Origin of the sequence: Saccharothrix luteola, from assembly GCF_020859565.1 — a bacterium.
GTDB lineage: Bacteria > Actinomycetota > Actinomycetes > Mycobacteriales > Pseudonocardiaceae > Actinosynnema > Actinosynnema luteola.
The window spans coordinates 88,346-103,465 of sequence record NZ_JAJHUO010000010.1 but is presented as its reverse complement, the minus strand read 5'-3'; the positions used below and the strand labels follow the sequence as shown (position 1 = coordinate 103,465).

Here is a 15,120-nt window from a genome sequence, read left to right as displayed (position 1 = left end):
GGACGCGTCCGATCGGGTGCTACCGTCCGAAACCATGACGCGTGCCGTGTGCCCCGGCTCCTACGACCCGGCCACCAACGGACACCTGGACATCATCGGCAGAGCGGCGAAGCTCTTCGACGAAGTCGTCGTCGCCGTGCTCATCAACAAGAACAAGAAGACGTTGTTCTCGGTGGAGGAGCGCACGGAAATGCTGCGCGAGGTGACCGCGCAGTGGCCGAACGTCCGCGTCGACGCCTGGCACGGCCTGCTGGTCGACTACTGCCTGGAGAACGACATCAAGGCCATCGTCAAGGGCCTGCGCGCGGTCAGCGACTACGACTACGAGCTGCAGATGGCGCAGATGAACCACCAGCTCACCGGGGTCGAGACGCTGTTCATGCCGACGAACCCGATCTACAGCTTCCTGGCCAGCTCCCTGGTCAAGGACGTGGCGACCTACGGGGGCGACGTGAGCAGCCTGCTGCCGCCCACGATCAAGGACCGGCTCGCCGCCCGGCTCGCGGAGGGTCGCTGACCGGTCACGGTCCGTTAACTTGAGGACCGCCTCTTCTTCGCTCGGTGTGGTTAGCGTTCACTGGCATGAGCGAGATCACATCGCGCACCGCGAAGGTGCTGCTCTCCCTGCTGCTGGTCCTCGCGGGCACGTTCACCACGTCGACCCAGGCGGTCGCGGCCGAGTCGGTCGCGGTCGCGCAGGCGGCCTGCGGTGACACGTCCGGCTTCCGCAAGGTCGCGCTGTCCGCCCTGCCCGTGCAGGCGACCGACACCGTCAGGCTGATCCAGCGGGGCGGGCCGTACCCGTATCCGCAGGACAACCAGACCTTCTACAACCGCGAGGGCATCCTCCCGGCGTGCTCGACCGGCTACTACCGGGAGTACACGGTCAAGACGCCCGGCGTCTCCACCCGCGGCGCGCGGCGGATCGTGACCGGCAACGCCACCCCGAAGCTGTACTTCTACACGTCGGACCACTACGCGAGCTTCGTCCTGGTGGACATCACCCGTTAGCCGGACACGCCCTGCCGATCTCCCGGCGGCGAGGAGATCGGCAGGGCACACTAGGACGGGTACTGCTGTGGGCGCGAGGAGTGAGACGTGTACCGGGTGTTCGAGGCCCTCGACGAGCTGGTCACGATCGTCGAGGAAGCGCGTGGCGTGCCGATGACCTCCGGGTGCGTCGTGCCGCGCGGCGACGTGCTCGAACTCCTCGACGACGTGCGCGACGCCATCCCGGCGGAGCTGGACGACGCCCAGGACGTGCTCGACCACCGCGACGAGCTGGTCGGCAAGGCGCAGCACGACGCGGACCAGGCGCTGAGCAAGGCGCGGTCGGACTCCGAGCGGATGGTCGCCGAGGCGCAGCACGAGGCCGAGCGGATGCTGTCCGAGGCGCGGGCCCGGGCCGAGCGGATGGTCGCCGAGGCCGAGGACCAGGCGCAGCGGACCGTCTCCGCGGGCCGCCAGGAGTACGAGGACCTGGTGGGCCGGGCGCACGCCGAGGCCGACCGCATGGTCCAGGCGGGCCGGGCCAACTACGAGCGCGCGATCGAGGAGGGCCGGGCGGAGCAGGCGCGCCTGGTCGACGGGACCGAGGTCGTGCAGGCCGCGCACGCCGAGGCCGGCCGCGTGCTGGACGCCGCCCGGACGGAGGCCATCCGGCTGCGCAGCGAGTGCGACGCGTACGTGGACGGCAAGCTGGCCGACTTCGAGGACCTGCTCGCGCACACCCTGCGCAGCGTCGGGAAGGGTCGCTCGCACCTGCGCGGCCCGGCCGTCGCGAGCGCCGCCGCACCGTTCGACTACCACGAATGACCCGACCGGACGAAGCCCCGACCAGCCGATTTCACTCCGAAGCCCGTTGTCCCGTACCCTTGACCGGCTGGTCGTGGTAAGTCCCCGACGGCACACCAAACATCATGTCTGAGCATCGTCACGCCTCCGCGCGTCCCACAGCGACCGGGCCCTGGGTCATCGACACCAGGGACCTCGGGCGTCGTGCGGGCTCCAGCCGCGGGTTGCGCAGGACGGTGCCCGCGGAGGGCGTCGGCCTTCTCGGCGTGATCGCGGTGCCGGCGGGGGGCGACGTCGAACTCGACCTCCTGCTGGAATCGGTGGTCGAAGGCGTGCTCGTGACGGGCACGGCCGCGACGGTGGTCGAGGGCGAGTGCTCGCGGTGCCTCGATCCGCTGTCCGCGGAGGTCGAGGTGGAGCTGACCGAGCTGTACGCGTACCCGGACAGCGCCACCGACGAGACGACCGAAGAGGACGAGGTCAGCCGTCTGCACGACGACCTGATCGACCTCGAACCCGTGGTGCGCGACGCCATCGTGCTCGCGCTGCCACAGGTGCCGCTGTGCTCGCCGGACTGCCTCGGGCTGTGCGTCGACTGCGGCGGCAGGCTGGCTGATCTCGGCCCCGACCACGGGCATGAGACGATTGACCCCCGTTGGGCCGCCCTGCAAGAGCGGATCGACGGGAATCGTGACAATCCAGAGGAGAACTAGTCGTGGCCGTCCCGAAGCGGAAGATGTCGCGCTCGAACACGCGCTCGCGCCGCGCTCAGTGGAAGACCAGTGCTGTGCACCTGGTGGCTTGCCAGAACAGGGCCTGCCGCCAGCCGAAGCCGCAGCACATCGCCTGCCCGGCCTGCGGTCAGTACGACGGCCGCCAGGTCGTCCAGCCGGCCTGATCACCCCTCTGGCGAAGGTAGCGGCGAATCGTGGGGGGTAGGTCGTCGCGCGGTCGGTCCGCCGACCGCGCCCCGTTGATCGAAGCGCTCGGCGTCCCGTTGGACGCCGAGCTGCTGACGCTCGCGCTCACACACCGGTCGTACGCGTACGAGAACGGCGGGCTGCCGCCGAACGAGCGACTGGAGTTCCTCGGCGACGCGGTGCTCGGCCTCGTCGTCACCGACCACCTGTACCGCACGCACCCCGAGCTGCCCGAGGGCCAGCTCGCCAAGCTCCGCGCGAGCGTGGTGAACATGCACGCCCTGGCGGGCGTGGCCCGAGGTCTCGGCGACGACGGGTTGGGCGGGCACCTGCTGCTCGGTCGCGGCGAGGAGCTGACCGGCGGCAGGGACAAGGCGAGCATCCTCGCGGACGGCCTGGAAGCCGTCATCGGCGCGGTGTACCTGCAGTTCGGCATCGAGACCGCGCGTCAACTCGTTCACCACCTGTTCGACCCGTTGTTGGCGGAAGCGCCACTTCGAGGTGCTGGACTGGACTGGAAGACGAGTCTCCAGGAGCTGACCGCGTCCGCCGGTCTGGGCGTCCCCGAGTACCGGGTGGACGACCAGGGCCCGGACCACCGCAAGGAGTTCACCGCCACGGTGCTCGTCGGTGGCCAGGCCTACGGGACCGGCGACGGGAAAACGAAGAAGGAAGCCGAGCAGAAGGCGGCCGAGGCCGCCTACCGGGTGCTGCACGAACGGGTCCGCGCCGAGGAGACCGGCGCGTCCGGGAACGGCCACGCGCCCGGCTCGGCCACGCAGGCTTCATCCCAGGCTTCACCTCAGGCTTCACCTACTCAGGAAGACTGACGCCGAAATGTATGCCACGAACGTCCGGACGAACCGGCGCGCCCGCCAGGCGCGTCCGTCCCGCCCGCTGAACGCCAGCCGCAACGGCGGCATCCAGGGCCTGGTCCTCGTGCGCGACACCGCCCAGGCGGGCGGCTGGGTGCTCAAGCCGACCAAGCCGCAGGCCGCCGCCTACCAGATGCTCGAAGAGCTGGAGCGGGCCGAGGCCGCCGCCGCCGAGCGCGAGTCCGAGGACTGATCACCCGCCGGTGCCCGAGCTGCCCGAGGTAGAGGTCGTCCGCCGAGGTCTGCACGAGCACGTCGCGGGGAGGACCGTCGAAGCGGTAGAAGTCCTCCACCCACGCGCGATCCGCCGACACCTGCCCGGTGCGGCGGATTTCGCCCTGCGCCTGACCGGTCAGCGACTGGAGGCCGCGCGCCGTCGCGGCAAGTACCTATGGGTCGACCTGTCGGGCGGCGACGCCATGCTCGCGCACCTCGGCATGAGCGGCCAGATGCTGGTCCAGCCCGTCGGCGCGCCCGACGAGAAGCACCTGCGGGTGCGGGTCCGGTTCGCCGATGGCGGCCCGGAACTGCGGTTCGTCGACCAGCGCACGTTCGGCGGGTTGGCGTTGGCGGAGATCGTCGAGGTCGACGGCGCCCGGTTGCCGCAGCCGGTGGCGCACATCGCGCGCGACCCGATGGATCCGGCCTTCGACCCCGACGCGGCGGTCGCGGCGCTGCGGAAGCGGCGGACCGAGGTCAAGCGCGCCCTGCTCGACCAGACGCTCGTCTCCGGCGTGGGGAACATCTACGCCGACGAGGCGCTGTGGCGGGCCGGGCTGCACGGGTTGCGGCCCGTGGGCAAGCTGACCAGGGCCAAGGCCGCCGAGCTGCTCGCGCACGCCACGCAGGTGATGTACGAGGCGCTCGGCGAGGGCGGCACGTCGTTCGACGCGCTCTACGTCAACGTGAACGGCCAGTCGGGCTACTTCGACCGGTCCCTGGCCGTGTACGGGCGGGAGGACGAGCCGTGCCGGCGGTGCGGGACGGCGATCAGGCGCGAGCCGTTCATGAACCGCTCGTCCTACTCGTGCCCGCGCTGCCAGCCCCGGCCGAGGGGCTGACGGGCCGGGCTCACCGCGCCGGGTCGGCGAGCCTGCGCAGCAGCGGCGTGACCGCTCTGAGCGCGTCACGCTCTTCCGGCTCCAGCCGGGCGATCCGTTCGGACAACAGTTCCGCCTCGCCGTGCGCGAGCGACAGGATGGTGTCCCGGCCGAGTCCCGTCAGCTCGACGATGGTGGCCCGCCCGTCGGCCGGATCGGATTCGCGCCGCACCAGGCCGCTCGATTCCAGGCCCGTCACCACCGTGGTCGCCGTCGGCTGCGAGCACAGCGCCCGCACCGCGATCTCGCCGATCCTCATCGGCCCCTGCGACGCGAGTTCCGCGAGCACCAGCAGTTGCGTGGGCTGCAGGCGCCGGACGGACGCGGACTGGCGCAGGCTGCGGATCAGCCGGTGCACGGCGACCACGAGTTGTAACGCGTCCTGATTAGTCACACTGGTGGTCATCAGACCTCCTCGTGGCTCACCGTGAGTGAGCATGTGTCCGAATTCGGACAGGACATTCGCACTTTCGCAGTACGGCTGTCCAGGGAATGGATTCATTCGCACCCGGATGTACTCACGCTTTCCGCACCGATGCGGAGAAGGAAGCGTCAAAACGGCATAAAGGGTGAACGGGGTGCATCAAGAAGTCGTCAGGAAGTTCGCCGAACGTAGTCGGGCACGGCGGGCGCGCGAGGTCCGGGCGTAGTGTCTCAGCGTGACAAAGGTGCTGGTCGTCGATGACGAACCGCAGATCGTGCGGGCGTTGCGGATCAACCTGTCGGCCCGCGGCTACTCGGTCCTGACCGCGCACGACGGCACGACGGCGCTCAAGGCGGCGGCGGAGGGCAAGCCGGACGTGGTGGTGCTCGACCTCGGGCTGCCGGACGTGGACGGCACCGAGGTCATCGCGGGTCTGCGCGGCTGGACGACCGTGCCGATCATCGTGCTGTCCGCGCGGGTCGACTCCGCCGACAAGGTGGAGGCGCTGGACGCGGGCGCCGACGACTACGTCACCAAGCCGTTCGGGATGGACGAGCTGCTGGCCAGGTTGCGGGCGGCGGTGCGGCGCTCGGCGGTGGCGGAGGGCGAGGACGCCGTCGTGGAGACGGCGTCGTTCACGGTCGACCTGGCGGCGAAGAAGGTGCGCCGGGCGGGCGTGGAGGTGCACCTGACGCCGACGGAGTGGGGCCTGCTGGAGATCCTGGCCCGCAACCGCGGCCGGCTGGTGGCGCAGAAGCAGCTGCTGCAGGAGGTGTGGGGCCCGGCGTACGCGAAGGAGACCCACTACCTGCGCGTCTACCTGGCCCAGCTGCGGCGCAAGCTGGAGCCCGAGCCCGCGCGGCCCCGCCACCTGGTGACGGAGCCCGGCATGGGCTACCGGTTCGAGCTCTAGAGGGGCGTGCGCCCAGTGGCGGCACGGACGTCGCTGCGTCGGGCGGGCCGCTCGACCGGCCGGGGCTCGGTGGCCGGTCGGCGGCCCGGTGATCGCTCAGCCCACGGGCATCGTGGGGTGGCGCTGGAACATCAGGGCGCTGCGCACCACGAGTTCCTTGGTGATGGCCGCCGCACGGCCGGTGAGCACGCGTTCCCTCGGCCTGTCGTCGGCGTCCACGAACTGGATCAGGCCGTCCCGGCGACCGAGGCTGATGCACCGGATGCGGTACCGGAAGTCGAGCCGGTCGGCCGGCTGCCCGCCGTCGAGCCGCTTCGCCAGCGCCCGCACGGCCTGCTGCGACGTCGGCAGGCCGGTCGCGCACGCCATGCGCAGTTCGAGGCCGTCGTGGCGCTTCATCGCGGCGGCGTCGCCGATGCCCTGGACGTCCGGGTGCGAGATCGAGGTCAACGTCTGGTCGACCAGCATCCGGCCGCGGCCGTCCACCGCGAAGCCGGCCCGTGCCGCCAGGTCCGGCACGGCGAAACCGGCCGTCCAGACGACCGCGTCGGCGGCGACGAGCTCACCGGTGCCGAGCACCAGGCCGTCGGCGCGGACCTCGGCGACGTGCGCGTGGTCGCGGACCCGGACGCCGAGCCGGTCGAACACCTCGCGCAGGTGCCGCCTGCCCTTGTCCGACAGGGCCTCGCCGAAGCCGCCGGCGGTGACCAGCAGCACGTCGAGGTCCGGGCGCGACTCGGCCAGCTCGGAGGCGGCCTCGATGCCGGTCAGCCCGCCGCCCAGGACGGCGACCGTGCGGGCGGTCGTCAGCGCCGCGGCCAGCTTCTCCGCGTCCTCCTGGGTCGAGACGGCGTGCGCGTGCTCGGCCGCGCCCGGGACGCCGGCCAGGTCGGCGTGGCTGCCCAGGGCGTAGATCAGCCGGTCGTAGGCCAGCGTGCCGTTGGTGAGCTGGACCTTGCGCGTGTCGGGGTCGATGTCGGTGACCCGGTCCACCACCAGCTCGACCCCGGTGTCCTTGAGGATGTCGGCGAGCGGGACGTCGCGCATCCGCTGCCCGGTCGCGAACTGGTGCAGCCGGACCCGTTCGACGAACCGGTCCCGCGCGTTGACGAGGGTGACCCGCGAGTCGGTCCACTTGGCCGCCAGCTTGGCCGCGGCCAGACCCGCGTAACCCGCACCGACCACCACGATGTGCTCTGCCATGTTCGGCTCCTTTCGCCTGTCAGAGGAGCGAGACGGGAGCCCTGGGTGTGACGGCTTAGGGTGTGAAGCGTGTCACTCGTTTCCGTGATCCACACCTGGCAGGTGCCCGCGCCGGCGCTCGTCGCGGCCCGCGAGCTGCTCGACGAGGCGTTCGACGGCGAGTTCGGCGACGAGGACTGGGAGCACAGCCTGGGCGGCGTGCACGCCTTCGTCTGGGACGGCGACGAGCTGATCGGCCACGGCGCCGTCGTGCAGCGTCGGTTGCTGCACGACGGGCGCGCGTTGCGGGCCGGGTACGTGGAGGGCGTCGCGGTGCGTGCGGACCGACGTCGTCAGGGCGTGGGCGGGACTGTGATGGCGGCGCTGGAGGACGTCGTGCGCGGCGCGTACCCCCTCGGCGCCCTCAGCGCGTCGGAGGACGGCCAGGAGTTCTACGCGGCGCGGGGGTGGCAGCGGTGGCGGGGGAGGACGTTCGCGATGACGCCGACCGGGGTCGAGCGCACCGAGGAGGAGGACGACGGGGTCTTCGTCCTGCCGGTCGTGCCGCTCGACCTGACGGGCGACCTCGCGTGCGACTGGCGTGACGGCGACGTCTGGTAGCTACGGCGCGTCCTGGCCGTCCTCGTCGTCCTTGGTGGTCGGCGTGGTGGCGTTGGTCGACGTGGAGGACGACGGCGCGGGCGGGCGGTAGGACGCCGGCGGGTTGCTCGGCGGCTGGGCGGTGAGGCGGGGCTCCGACGACGTCGCCGCGCTGGTCTCCGGCGCCGCGTCCGCCGCCGGTGGTGACGCCTGCTCCGGTGTGGAGCCCGCCGACTTGCCCGGTGGCTGCTCGCCCGCGCGCTTGGACACCGTGACCACGAGCGTGGCCGTCCGCGCGTCCGGCGCGGCGGCGTCCGGCGCGTCCTCCGTCGTCAGCACCTCGACCTCGGGCACGGGTGGTGGCGCCGCCGTCGACCCGCCGCCGGTCAGCACCGACGCGAGGGTGGCGATCACGGTGGCGACGACAGCGCCGCCCGCGGCGAGCAGCACGACCGCGGTGAGCTTCTTCTTCGGCGGCGCGGTCTGGTCTTCCTCGAACACACCATCTCCCTGTGGGGGATCCGGACGGATGGTCAGTGTTCGGGTTATCGGCCGCTCACGCCGCCTGCCTCAACGTTCGGGCAGTCCACCACACGATGGTGTGGCGGACCGTCACCGGCCGCGGATGATCTCGTTAGGTGCCGGCGCTGTTGGTCGTCGTGGTGGTCGTCGGGGCAGTCGTGGTCGTCGGCTGCGTGGTGGTCGTCGTGGTCGTGGTGGTGGTCGTCGTGACCACCGGCGGTTGGGTGGTGGTCGTCGGCTGGGGCTGGGGGTCGTCCACCACCGTGGTCGTGGTGGTGCCGTCCGGCCGGGTCACCGTGGTCACGCGGGTGCGGCGCGACGTGGTGGTCGTCGTGGTGGTCTCGCTCGTCGTGGTGGTCGACTCCGCGGTGGTGGTCTGGCTCACCGAGGAGGACGACGTGCGCGGCGCCGTGCTGAGGGTGCTGCGGGACACCACGTCCTCACGCGGCAGCTGGTTGCCGGGCGAGGCGTCCGGGGTCGCGCCCGCCAGGGACGCGATGGTGGCGAAGATCGTCGACACGGCGACACCGGACGCGGCCAGCAGCACGTGGGGCGACACGCGCGGGCGGGTGCGCTCGGGCTCCGGGGTCTCGTACAACGGTTCTCCCAAGGTCTGTCGGACGTCGTCTCTACCAGCCGAAGTTCTGGGTCCAGTACCAGCCGCGGGTGTCCAGCCCGACGCCGATGGTGGTGAACCCGCAGTTCAGGATGTTGCGGCGGTGCCCGTCGGAGTTCATCCAGGCCTTCATGACCTGCTCGGCGGACCGCTGGCCCATGGCGATGTTCTCCCCGCCGGGGCTCGGGTAGCCCGCCGCGCGCATGCGCTGGGCGAAGTCGACGCCCTCGGGGGTCGTGTGCGAGAAGTAGTCGCGCTGGGCCATGTCGGCGCTGTGGCCCTGCGCGGCCGCGACCACCCGGTCGTCCACCTTCAGCGGCTTGCAGCCGGCGAGGTCGCGCGCCTCGTTCACCAGGGCGACGACCTGCTGCGCCTGCGGCGCGTCGGCGGGCGTGGTCGTCGTGGGCGCGGGGGACGGCTCTGACGTCGTGGTCGTCGTCTCCGTCGTCGTGGTGGTGGTCTCGGTCGTGGTCGTCGTCTCGGTGGTGGTCTGCGTGGACGGCGGCGCTTCGGTGGTGGTCGGCAGGACCTCCGGCTCACGGCTCTGCGCGGGCCCGCCCACACCACCGACCCCGCCGACGCCGATGTTGTCGGAACCGCCGCGCTGTGCTGCGCTTTCCCCGACGAACGGGGCGAGCTGTTCCGGGTTGGCGACGGCGACGCCGGTCGCACCGGCCGCGCCGAGGAGCAGGCCGACGAGTCCGCCGATCACGGACCGGTTACCGCGCCGTGCTGTCACGGTCGCGCACCGTACCACTAACGGGTGAAATGACAGGATGGCTCTTGTGGCTGGAGTAGAGCAGGCCGTGCGCCTGACCGCCTGGGTGCGGGGTCGCGTGCAGGGTGTCGGATTCCGGTGGTGGACCCGCGCCAGGGCGCTTGAGCTGGGACTTGTCGGTTCGGCGTCCAACCTGCGTGACGGCCGGGTCGAGGTGAACGCGGAGGGGCCCGAAGCCGCGTGCCGGGAGCTGCTGACTGCGCTGCGTTCGGGTGACACCCCCGGTCGGGTGGACTCGATCGTGGAGCGCTGGTCGGAGGCCCGCGGTGGCTTCACGGGTTTCGTCGAGCGTTGAACGCCGAGGGTCCCGATGGCGTAGTACATCGATGTGGACCGTGGCGAAGATGTCGTCAGGCAGCTGTACGGCCGTTGGCGCGGCCCGCTGCACGGCTACGTCCTGCGTCTGGTCGGCGGTGACCACCAGCAGGCGGAGGACGTCGTCCAGGAGACGTTGCTGCGGGCGTGGCGGCACGTCGACGAGCTGACCCCCGCCGACGCCGGCCCGTGGCTCTACACCGTGGCCAGGAACCTGGTCATCTCCGGCTTCCGCAAGCGCGGTGGCCGCAACAGCGAGGTGCCGATCGAACCGGGCGACCTGCCGCCGGTCGCGGACGAGGTGGAGCACGTCCTGCAGAGCTGGCAGGTCGCGGAGGTGCTGCGCGGGCTCAGCGCGGATCACCGCGACGTGGTGGTCGAGCTGTACTACCGGCGGCGTTCGGTGGCGGAGGCGGCGGCGGTGCTGGGCATCCCGCCCGGCACGGTCAAGTCGCGCTGCTTCTACGCCCTCCGGGCGCTGCGGGACGCGTTGGAGGAGCGGGGGGTGACGGAGTCGTGAGCTGTGACCGGACCGTGGCGCTCGGCGCCTACCTGCTCGGCTCGCTCGACCCGGCGGAGCGGTCGTCGTTCGAGCGGCACGTGCGCGGTTGCGCCGCCTGCCGGCGGGAGATGGTCCGGTTGGCCCCGCTGCCCGGGTTGCTCGGCCAGGTGCAGCTGTCGGACCTGGAGCTGCCGTTCGACGACCCCGCGCCCGATCCCGACCTGCGGCCGTTGCCGCCCGCGCCCGAACCTGAGCACGTGCCCGCAGCGCGTCGGCGGCGGTGGCCGGTGCTGGTCGGCGCCGGTGTGCTCGCCGTGGTCGTGGCGCTGGGCGTGCTCCTGGTGCCTCGGCTGACCGGGGACGACGCCGTGACGTGGCACGCCACCGACGCCGCGTCCGGTGTGGTGGCCAGCGCGGACCTCGTCGGCAAGTCGTGGGGCACCGAGCTGTGGATGAGCATCGAGAACATGCCGAAGGGCGCGAGGTGCAAGCTGATCGTCCACGACCGGGCCGGGCGGACCGAGATCGGCGGCTGGTGGGGCACCGACCACGCCCCGGACGAGCGGATACCCGGCGCCACGTCGTTCCCGGTCGAGGAGATCGAACGGCTCGACCTCGTGGTCGACATGACGGTGCTGGTCTCGGTCCGGCCCTGATCGCGCAGGTCAGCGTGCCGACGACTGGTTCGCGGCCCGCACGGGTACGCTGCCCCGCGTGCACCTCAAGAGCCTGACGCTGAAGGGGTTCAAGTCCTTCGCCTCGGCTACCACGCTGCGCTTCGAGCCCGGCATCACCTGCGTCGTCGGACCGAACGGCTCGGGCAAGTCGAACGTGCTCGACGCGCTGCGCTGGGTGATGGGCACGCAGGGCGCGAAGGACCTGCGCGGCGGCAAGATGGAGGACGTCATCTTCGCCGGCACGTCCGGCCGCGCGCCGCTCGGCCGCGCCGAGGTGACGCTGACCATCGACAACTCCGACGGCGCGCTGCCGATCGACTACGTCGAGGTGTCGATCACCCGCCGGATGTTCCGCGAGGGCGCCACCGAGTACGAGATCAACGGCAACTCGTGCCGGTTGATGGACATCCAGGAACTGCTCAGCGACTCCGGCATCGGCCGCGAGATGCACGTGATCGTCGGCCAGGGCCAGCTCGCCGCGATCCTGGAGTCCAAGCCCGAGGAGCGGCGCGCGTTCGTCGAGGAGGCCGCCGGCGTCCTGAAGCACCGCAAGCGCAAGGAGAAGGCGCTGCGGAAGCTGGAGGCGATGCAGGCGAACCTGACCCGCCTGACCGACCTCACCGCCGAGCTGCGCCGCCAGCTCAAGCCGCTGGGCAAGCAGGCCGAGATCGCGCGTCGCGCGCAGGTCGTGCAGTCGGAGCTGCGGGACGCCCGGATGCGCCTGCTGGCCGACGACCTGGTGACGCAGCGCGAGGCGTTGGCGCGCGAGGAGCAGGACGAGGCCGCCGCCCGCGCCCGCCGCGCCGAGGTGGAGAAGTCGCTGCAGCAGGCCCAGTTGCAGCAGAACGAGCTGGAGGACCAGGTCGCGGCCGACGCGCCGAAGCTCCAGCAGGCCCAGGACACCTGGTACCGGCTCTCGGCGCTGGAGGAACGGCTGCGCGGCACCGTGCGGCTGGCCGTGGAACGGGAGCGGCACCTGTCGGCGGCGGTGGACGCGCCGCGCGGCGGGCGTGACCCGGACGAGCTGGACGCCGAGGCCGAGCAGACCGCGGAGCTGGAGCAGGAGCTCCAGGACGGCGTGACCGAGGCCCGGGTGGGGCTGGCGGAGGCCGTGGAGACGCGGGCCGAGCTGGAGCGCATGGTGTCGGCGGCGGAGAAGGCGCACCTGGCCGCGGTGCGGGCGATCGCCGACCGGCGCGAGGGCCTGGCCCGGCTGTCCGGGCAGGTGGAGGCGCTGCGGTCGAAGACGAGCGCGACCGCCGAGGAGATCGAGCGGATGTCGATCGCGCTGGCCGAGGCGGTCGAGCGGTCGGAGGTCGTGCAGCAGGAGTTGGCCGAGGCCCGCGAGGTGACCGGGACCGAGGACGAGGACGACGTCGGGCTCGACGAGCGGCACCGGCTGGCCGCGGAGTCGGACGACGCGGCGCGCCGCCGGGTCGAGGAGCTGGTCAAGGCCGAGCGGACGGCCGAGCGGGACATCGCGTCGTGGAAGGCGCGGGTGGACGCGCTGTCGCTGGGCCTGACCCGCAAGGACGGCGCGGGCGCGTTGCTGGCGTCGCGGTTGCCGGGGTTGCTGGGCTCGGTCGCGGCGCTGCTGACCGTGGAGCCGGGCGCGGAGGTCGCGCTGGCGGCGGCGCTGGGTCCGATCGCGGACGCGGTCGCGGTGGCGTCCGGCGCGGACGCGGTCGCGGCGTTGGAGCTGTTGAAGGAGCAGGACACGGGTCGGGCCGGCGTGCTGGTGGGCGGCGCGCCGGTGAGCGTCGACCGGTCCGGTTGGCCGTCGCTGCCGCCGGACGCGCGGTGGGCCGTGGACGTGGTGCAGGCGCCGGAGCCGCTGCGGCCCGCGCTGCACCGCGCGTTGGACCGGGTCGTGGTGGTCGACTCGCTGGCCACCGCGCGTGAGCTGGTGGACGCGCACCCGTCGGTGCGCGCGGTGACCCGTGACGGCGACGTGCTCGGCGCGGACTGGGCGGTCGGCGGGTCCGGGCGCAGCCAGAGCGTCATCGAGGTCCAGGCCGCGGTGGACGAGGCGTCGGAGAAGCTGGCGCTGGCGGAGCGGGCGCTGGAGCAGTCCACGGCCGCTCTCGAGGGTGCACGGGCCGAGCAGCAGGCACGGCGTGCCGAGGTCGCCGCGGTGAAGGAGCAGCTCAACGAGGCCAAGGTGCGGCGCGCCCGGTCGTCGGAGCGGCTGAACCGGTTGGCCGCGGCGGTGCGCTCGGCCGAGGCCGAGGTGGAGCGCGTGCGGGCGCAGCGGGCGAAGGTCGAGGCGGCCCGCGAGGAGAACCTGCTCAAGCTCGGCGAGCTGGAAGAACGCCTGCTGGTGGCGCAGGAGCAGCCGCTGGACGACGAGCCGGACACCTCCCACCGCGACGAGATGGCGTCCGAGCTGGCCGCCGCCCGCCAGGGCGAGGTGGACGCCCGGCTGGCGCTGCGGACCGCCGAGGAACGCGCCCGCGCGTTGCAGGGCAAGGCGGAAGGGCTGCGCCGGGCGGCGCGTGCCGAGCGCGAGGCGCGGGAACGAGCCCAGCGCGCCCACGCCGCTCGGGCCAGGGGCGCGGTCGTGGCGAAGGCCGTGGTGCGGGGTGGTGAGGTCGCGCTGGAGCGGATCGCCGCGTCGTTGGGCCGTGCGGCCCGGGAACGTGACGCGGCGCAGGAGCGCAAGGCGCGGCGCGAGACGTACCTGGCGCAGGTGCGCAACCTCGTCCGCGAGATGTCGGTGGAGCTGGAGAAGCTGACCGACGCCGTGCACCGCGACGAGGTGCTGCGGGCCGAGCAGCGGATGCGCATCGAGCAGCTGGAGACCAAGGTCGCCGAGGAGTTCGGCATCGGCCTGGAGGACCTGGTCGCCGAGTACGGCCCGGACGTGTTCATCCCGCCGTCGCAGCAGGAGGTGGCCGAGTACGAAGCGGCCAAGGAGCGCGGCGAAGCGGTGACCGCGCCGCAGCCGATGCCGTACGACCGGGACACCCAGGCGCGGCGGGCCAAGCGCGCCGAGCGGGACCTGTCGCTGCTGGGCAAGGTCAACCCGTTGGCGCTGGAGGAGTTCGCGGCGCTGGAGGAGCGCTACAAGTTCCTGTCCAACCAGCTGGAGGACATCAAGGCGACGCGGCGCGACCTGCTGACCGTGGTGAAGGAGGTCGACGACAAGATCCTGGAGGTCTTCACGTCGGCCTACGAGGACGTCGCGCGCGAGTTCGAGGTCGTGTTCAAGGTGCTGTTCCCCGGCGGCGAGGGACGGCTGGTGCTGACCGAGCCGGACGACATGCTGACCACCGGCATCGAGCTGGAGGCCCGGCCGCCGGGCAAGAAGGTCAAGCGGCTGTCGCTGTTGTCGGGTGGCGAGAAGTCGCTGGCGGCGGTGGCGATGCTGGTGGCCATCTTCCGGGCGCGGCCGTCGCCGTTCTACGTGATGGACGAGGTCGAGGCGGCGTTGGACGACACCAACCTGCACCGGCTGATCAGCCTGTTCGAGCAGCTGCGCGAGCACTCGCAGCTGCTGATCATCACGCACCAGAAGCCGACGATGGAGATCGCCGACGCGCTGTACGGCGTCTCGATGCGCGGTGACGGCATCAGCCAGGTGATCTCCCAGCGCCTGCGCGGCGAGGACAAGCCGAAGCGCGCCAAGGCCGGACCCAAGGCCGCCGCGGCGGTCGCCGTCGACGCCGCTCCGGAAACCGATGCCGTTCGGGAAGCCGATGCCGGGCCGGAAACCGTTGCCCGGCCGGACTCCCAGGCCGTCCCGGAGGACGCGCCGGTCGCCGGGGACGTGCCCGTCGCCCAGCCCGGATCGACCCCGCCCGCCTAGGACCGGACCGGTAACGGGAGCGTCCCGGCGGTCGACTCCGTGATCAAGGGGAGTGGCCGGCCGCCGCGACGTGCGCCGGCCCGTTCGGCACGAG

The 15,120-nt window shown here is 72.2% G+C and carries 19 protein-coding genes; 14 read left to right on the top strand and 5 right to left on the bottom strand.

Annotated elements, in window-relative coordinates; all coding sequences use genetic code 11:
• Positions 1 to 34 precede the first annotated feature (34 nt).
• The 8 genes from coaD to mutM all read left to right on the top strand — a co-directional run bounded on the left by coaD (position 35) and on the right by mutM (position 4,650).
• Positions 35 to 517 carry a pantetheine-phosphate adenylyltransferase gene (coaD, locus tag LNK82_RS15735; protein ID WP_230567732.1) on the top strand — a complete coding sequence of 161 codons (483 nt, stop codon included), beginning with the start codon at positions 35 to 37 and terminating at the stop codon, positions 515 to 517.
• A 65-nt stretch (positions 518 to 582) separates the two neighbouring features.
• On the top strand, positions 583 to 1,011 hold the full coding sequence (locus tag LNK82_RS15730; protein WP_230567731.1) for a guanyl-specific ribonuclease: 429 nt from the start codon (positions 583 to 585) through the stop codon (positions 1,009 to 1,011).
• Positions 1,012 to 1,098: 87 nt separating this feature from the next.
• Entirely contained in the window at positions 1,099 to 1,815 is a 717-nt protein-coding gene (locus LNK82_RS15725) for a F0F1 ATP synthase subunit B (protein WP_230567730.1), read from the top strand.
• A gap of 104 nt (positions 1,816 to 1,919) precedes the next feature.
• The gene (locus tag LNK82_RS15720; RefSeq protein WP_230567729.1) at positions 1,920 to 2,507 is read left to right on the top strand and encodes a YceD family protein; all 588 of its coding nucleotides are present in this window, start codon (positions 1,920 to 1,922) and stop codon (positions 2,505 to 2,507) included.
• Positions 2,508 to 2,509: 2 nt separating this feature from the next.
• The gene (rpmF, locus tag LNK82_RS15715; protein WP_053720453.1) at positions 2,510 to 2,692 is read left to right on the top strand and encodes a 50S ribosomal protein L32; all 183 of its coding nucleotides are present in this window, start codon (positions 2,510 to 2,512) and stop codon (positions 2,690 to 2,692) included.
• Positions 2,693 to 2,722: 30 nt separating this feature from the next.
• On the top strand, positions 2,723 to 3,544 hold the full coding sequence (gene rnc / locus LNK82_RS15710; RefSeq protein WP_230567728.1) for a ribonuclease III: 822 nt from the start codon (positions 2,723 to 2,725) through the stop codon (positions 3,542 to 3,544).
• Positions 3,545 to 3,551: 7 nt separating this feature from the next.
• Positions 3,552 to 3,782, top strand: a complete 231-nt coding sequence (locus tag LNK82_RS15705) for a hypothetical protein (RefSeq protein ID WP_230567727.1) — start codon at positions 3,552 to 3,554, stop codon at positions 3,780 to 3,782.
• Between the two features lie 10 nt (positions 3,783 to 3,792).
• On the top strand, positions 3,793 to 4,650 hold the full coding sequence (mutM, locus tag LNK82_RS15700) for a bifunctional DNA-formamidopyrimidine glycosylase/DNA-(apurinic or apyrimidinic site) lyase (RefSeq protein WP_230567726.1): 858 nt from the start codon (positions 3,793 to 3,795) through the stop codon (positions 4,648 to 4,650).
• 10 nt (positions 4,651 to 4,660) lie between these two features.
• Here mutM and LNK82_RS15695 read toward each other — a convergent pair whose 3' ends face one another.
• The gene (locus LNK82_RS15695) at positions 4,661 to 5,095 is read right to left on the bottom strand and encodes a MarR family winged helix-turn-helix transcriptional regulator (protein WP_230567725.1); all 435 of its coding nucleotides are present in this window, start codon (positions 5,093 to 5,095) and stop codon (positions 4,661 to 4,663) included.
• 253 nt (positions 5,096 to 5,348) lie between these two features.
• Here LNK82_RS15695 and LNK82_RS15690 point away from each other — a divergent pair, with 253 nt between their 5' ends.
• A complete protein-coding gene (locus LNK82_RS15690; protein WP_230567724.1) occupies positions 5,349 to 6,026 on the top strand; it encodes a response regulator in 678 nt (225 codons plus the stop codon).
• Between the two features lie 96 nt (positions 6,027 to 6,122).
• Here LNK82_RS15690 and LNK82_RS15685 read toward each other — a convergent pair whose 3' ends face one another.
• Positions 6,123 to 7,229 carry an NAD(P)/FAD-dependent oxidoreductase gene (locus LNK82_RS15685; RefSeq protein WP_230567723.1) on the bottom strand — a complete coding sequence of 369 codons (1,107 nt, stop codon included), beginning with the start codon at positions 7,227 to 7,229 and terminating at the stop codon, positions 6,123 to 6,125.
• A 69-nt stretch (positions 7,230 to 7,298) separates the two neighbouring features.
• Between LNK82_RS15685 and LNK82_RS15680 the strand changes: the two genes are divergently transcribed.
• Complete coding sequence (locus LNK82_RS15680; protein WP_230567722.1) at positions 7,299 to 7,829, top strand: GNAT family N-acetyltransferase; 531 nt, start codon at positions 7,299 to 7,301, stop codon at positions 7,827 to 7,829.
• Here LNK82_RS15680 and LNK82_RS15675 read toward each other — a convergent pair whose 3' ends face one another.
• The 3 genes from LNK82_RS15675 to LNK82_RS15665 form a co-directional block, all read right to left on the bottom strand.
• A complete protein-coding gene (locus LNK82_RS15675) occupies positions 7,830 to 8,309 on the bottom strand; it encodes a hypothetical protein (protein WP_230567721.1) in 480 nt (159 codons plus the stop codon).
• 133 nt (positions 8,310 to 8,442) lie between these two features.
• Positions 8,443 to 8,928, bottom strand: a complete 486-nt coding sequence (locus LNK82_RS15670; protein WP_230567720.1) for a hypothetical protein — start codon at positions 8,926 to 8,928, stop codon at positions 8,443 to 8,445.
• A 31-nt stretch (positions 8,929 to 8,959) separates the two neighbouring features.
• The gene (locus LNK82_RS15665; RefSeq protein WP_230567719.1) at positions 8,960 to 9,685 is read right to left on the bottom strand and encodes a CAP domain-containing protein; all 726 of its coding nucleotides are present in this window, start codon (positions 9,683 to 9,685) and stop codon (positions 8,960 to 8,962) included.
• Between the two features lie 37 nt (positions 9,686 to 9,722).
• Between LNK82_RS15665 and LNK82_RS15660 the strand changes: the two genes are divergently transcribed.
• Genes LNK82_RS15660 through smc form a run of 4 tightly spaced genes read left to right on the top strand, consistent with a single transcriptional unit; the run spans position 9,723 to position 15,026 of the window.
• The gene (locus tag LNK82_RS15660; protein ID WP_230567718.1) at positions 9,723 to 10,019 is read left to right on the top strand and encodes an acylphosphatase; all 297 of its coding nucleotides are present in this window, start codon (positions 9,723 to 9,725) and stop codon (positions 10,017 to 10,019) included.
• A gap of 33 nt (positions 10,020 to 10,052) precedes the next feature.
• A complete protein-coding gene (locus LNK82_RS15655) occupies positions 10,053 to 10,559 on the top strand; it encodes a sigma-70 family RNA polymerase sigma factor (RefSeq protein ID WP_230567717.1) in 507 nt (168 codons plus the stop codon).
• The gene (locus LNK82_RS15650) at positions 10,556 to 11,197 is read left to right on the top strand and encodes an anti-sigma factor family protein (RefSeq protein ID WP_230567716.1); all 642 of its coding nucleotides are present in this window, start codon (positions 10,556 to 10,558) and stop codon (positions 11,195 to 11,197) included. Before LNK82_RS15655 ends, LNK82_RS15650 begins: the two co-directional genes overlap by 4 nt.
• Positions 11,198 to 11,255: 58 nt before the next feature.
• Positions 11,256 to 15,026 (top strand): chromosome segregation protein SMC, encoded by a 3,771-nt coding sequence (gene smc / locus LNK82_RS15645; RefSeq protein ID WP_230567715.1) that lies wholly within the window; start codon positions 11,256 to 11,258, stop codon positions 15,024 to 15,026.
• The last annotated feature ends 94 nt before the right edge of the window (positions 15,027 to 15,120 follow it).

Excerpts from the sequence above, each read along its gene's own strand:
- coaD (WP_230567732.1), top strand. The coding sequence starts at position 35 with ATGACGCGTGCCGTGTGCCCCGGCTCCTACGACCCGGCCACCAACGGA.
- LNK82_RS15730 (WP_230567731.1), top strand. The coding sequence starts at position 583 with ATGAGCGAGATCACATCGCGCACCGCGAAGGTGCTGCTCTCCCTGCTG.
- LNK82_RS15720 (WP_230567729.1), top strand. The coding sequence starts at position 1,920 with ATGTCTGAGCATCGTCACGCCTCCGCGCGTCCCACAGCGACCGGGCCC.
- LNK82_RS15705 (WP_230567727.1), top strand. The coding sequence starts at position 3,552 with ATGTATGCCACGAACGTCCGGACGAACCGGCGCGCCCGCCAGGCGCGT.
- LNK82_RS15695 (WP_230567725.1), bottom strand. The coding sequence starts at position 5,095 with ATGACCACCAGTGTGACTAATCAGGACGCGTTACAACTCGTGGTCGCC.
- LNK82_RS15685 (WP_230567723.1), bottom strand. The coding sequence starts at position 7,229 with ATGGCAGAGCACATCGTGGTGGTCGGTGCGGGTTACGCGGGTCTGGCC.
- LNK82_RS15660 (WP_230567718.1), top strand. The coding sequence starts at position 9,723 with ATGGCTCTTGTGGCTGGAGTAGAGCAGGCCGTGCGCCTGACCGCCTGG.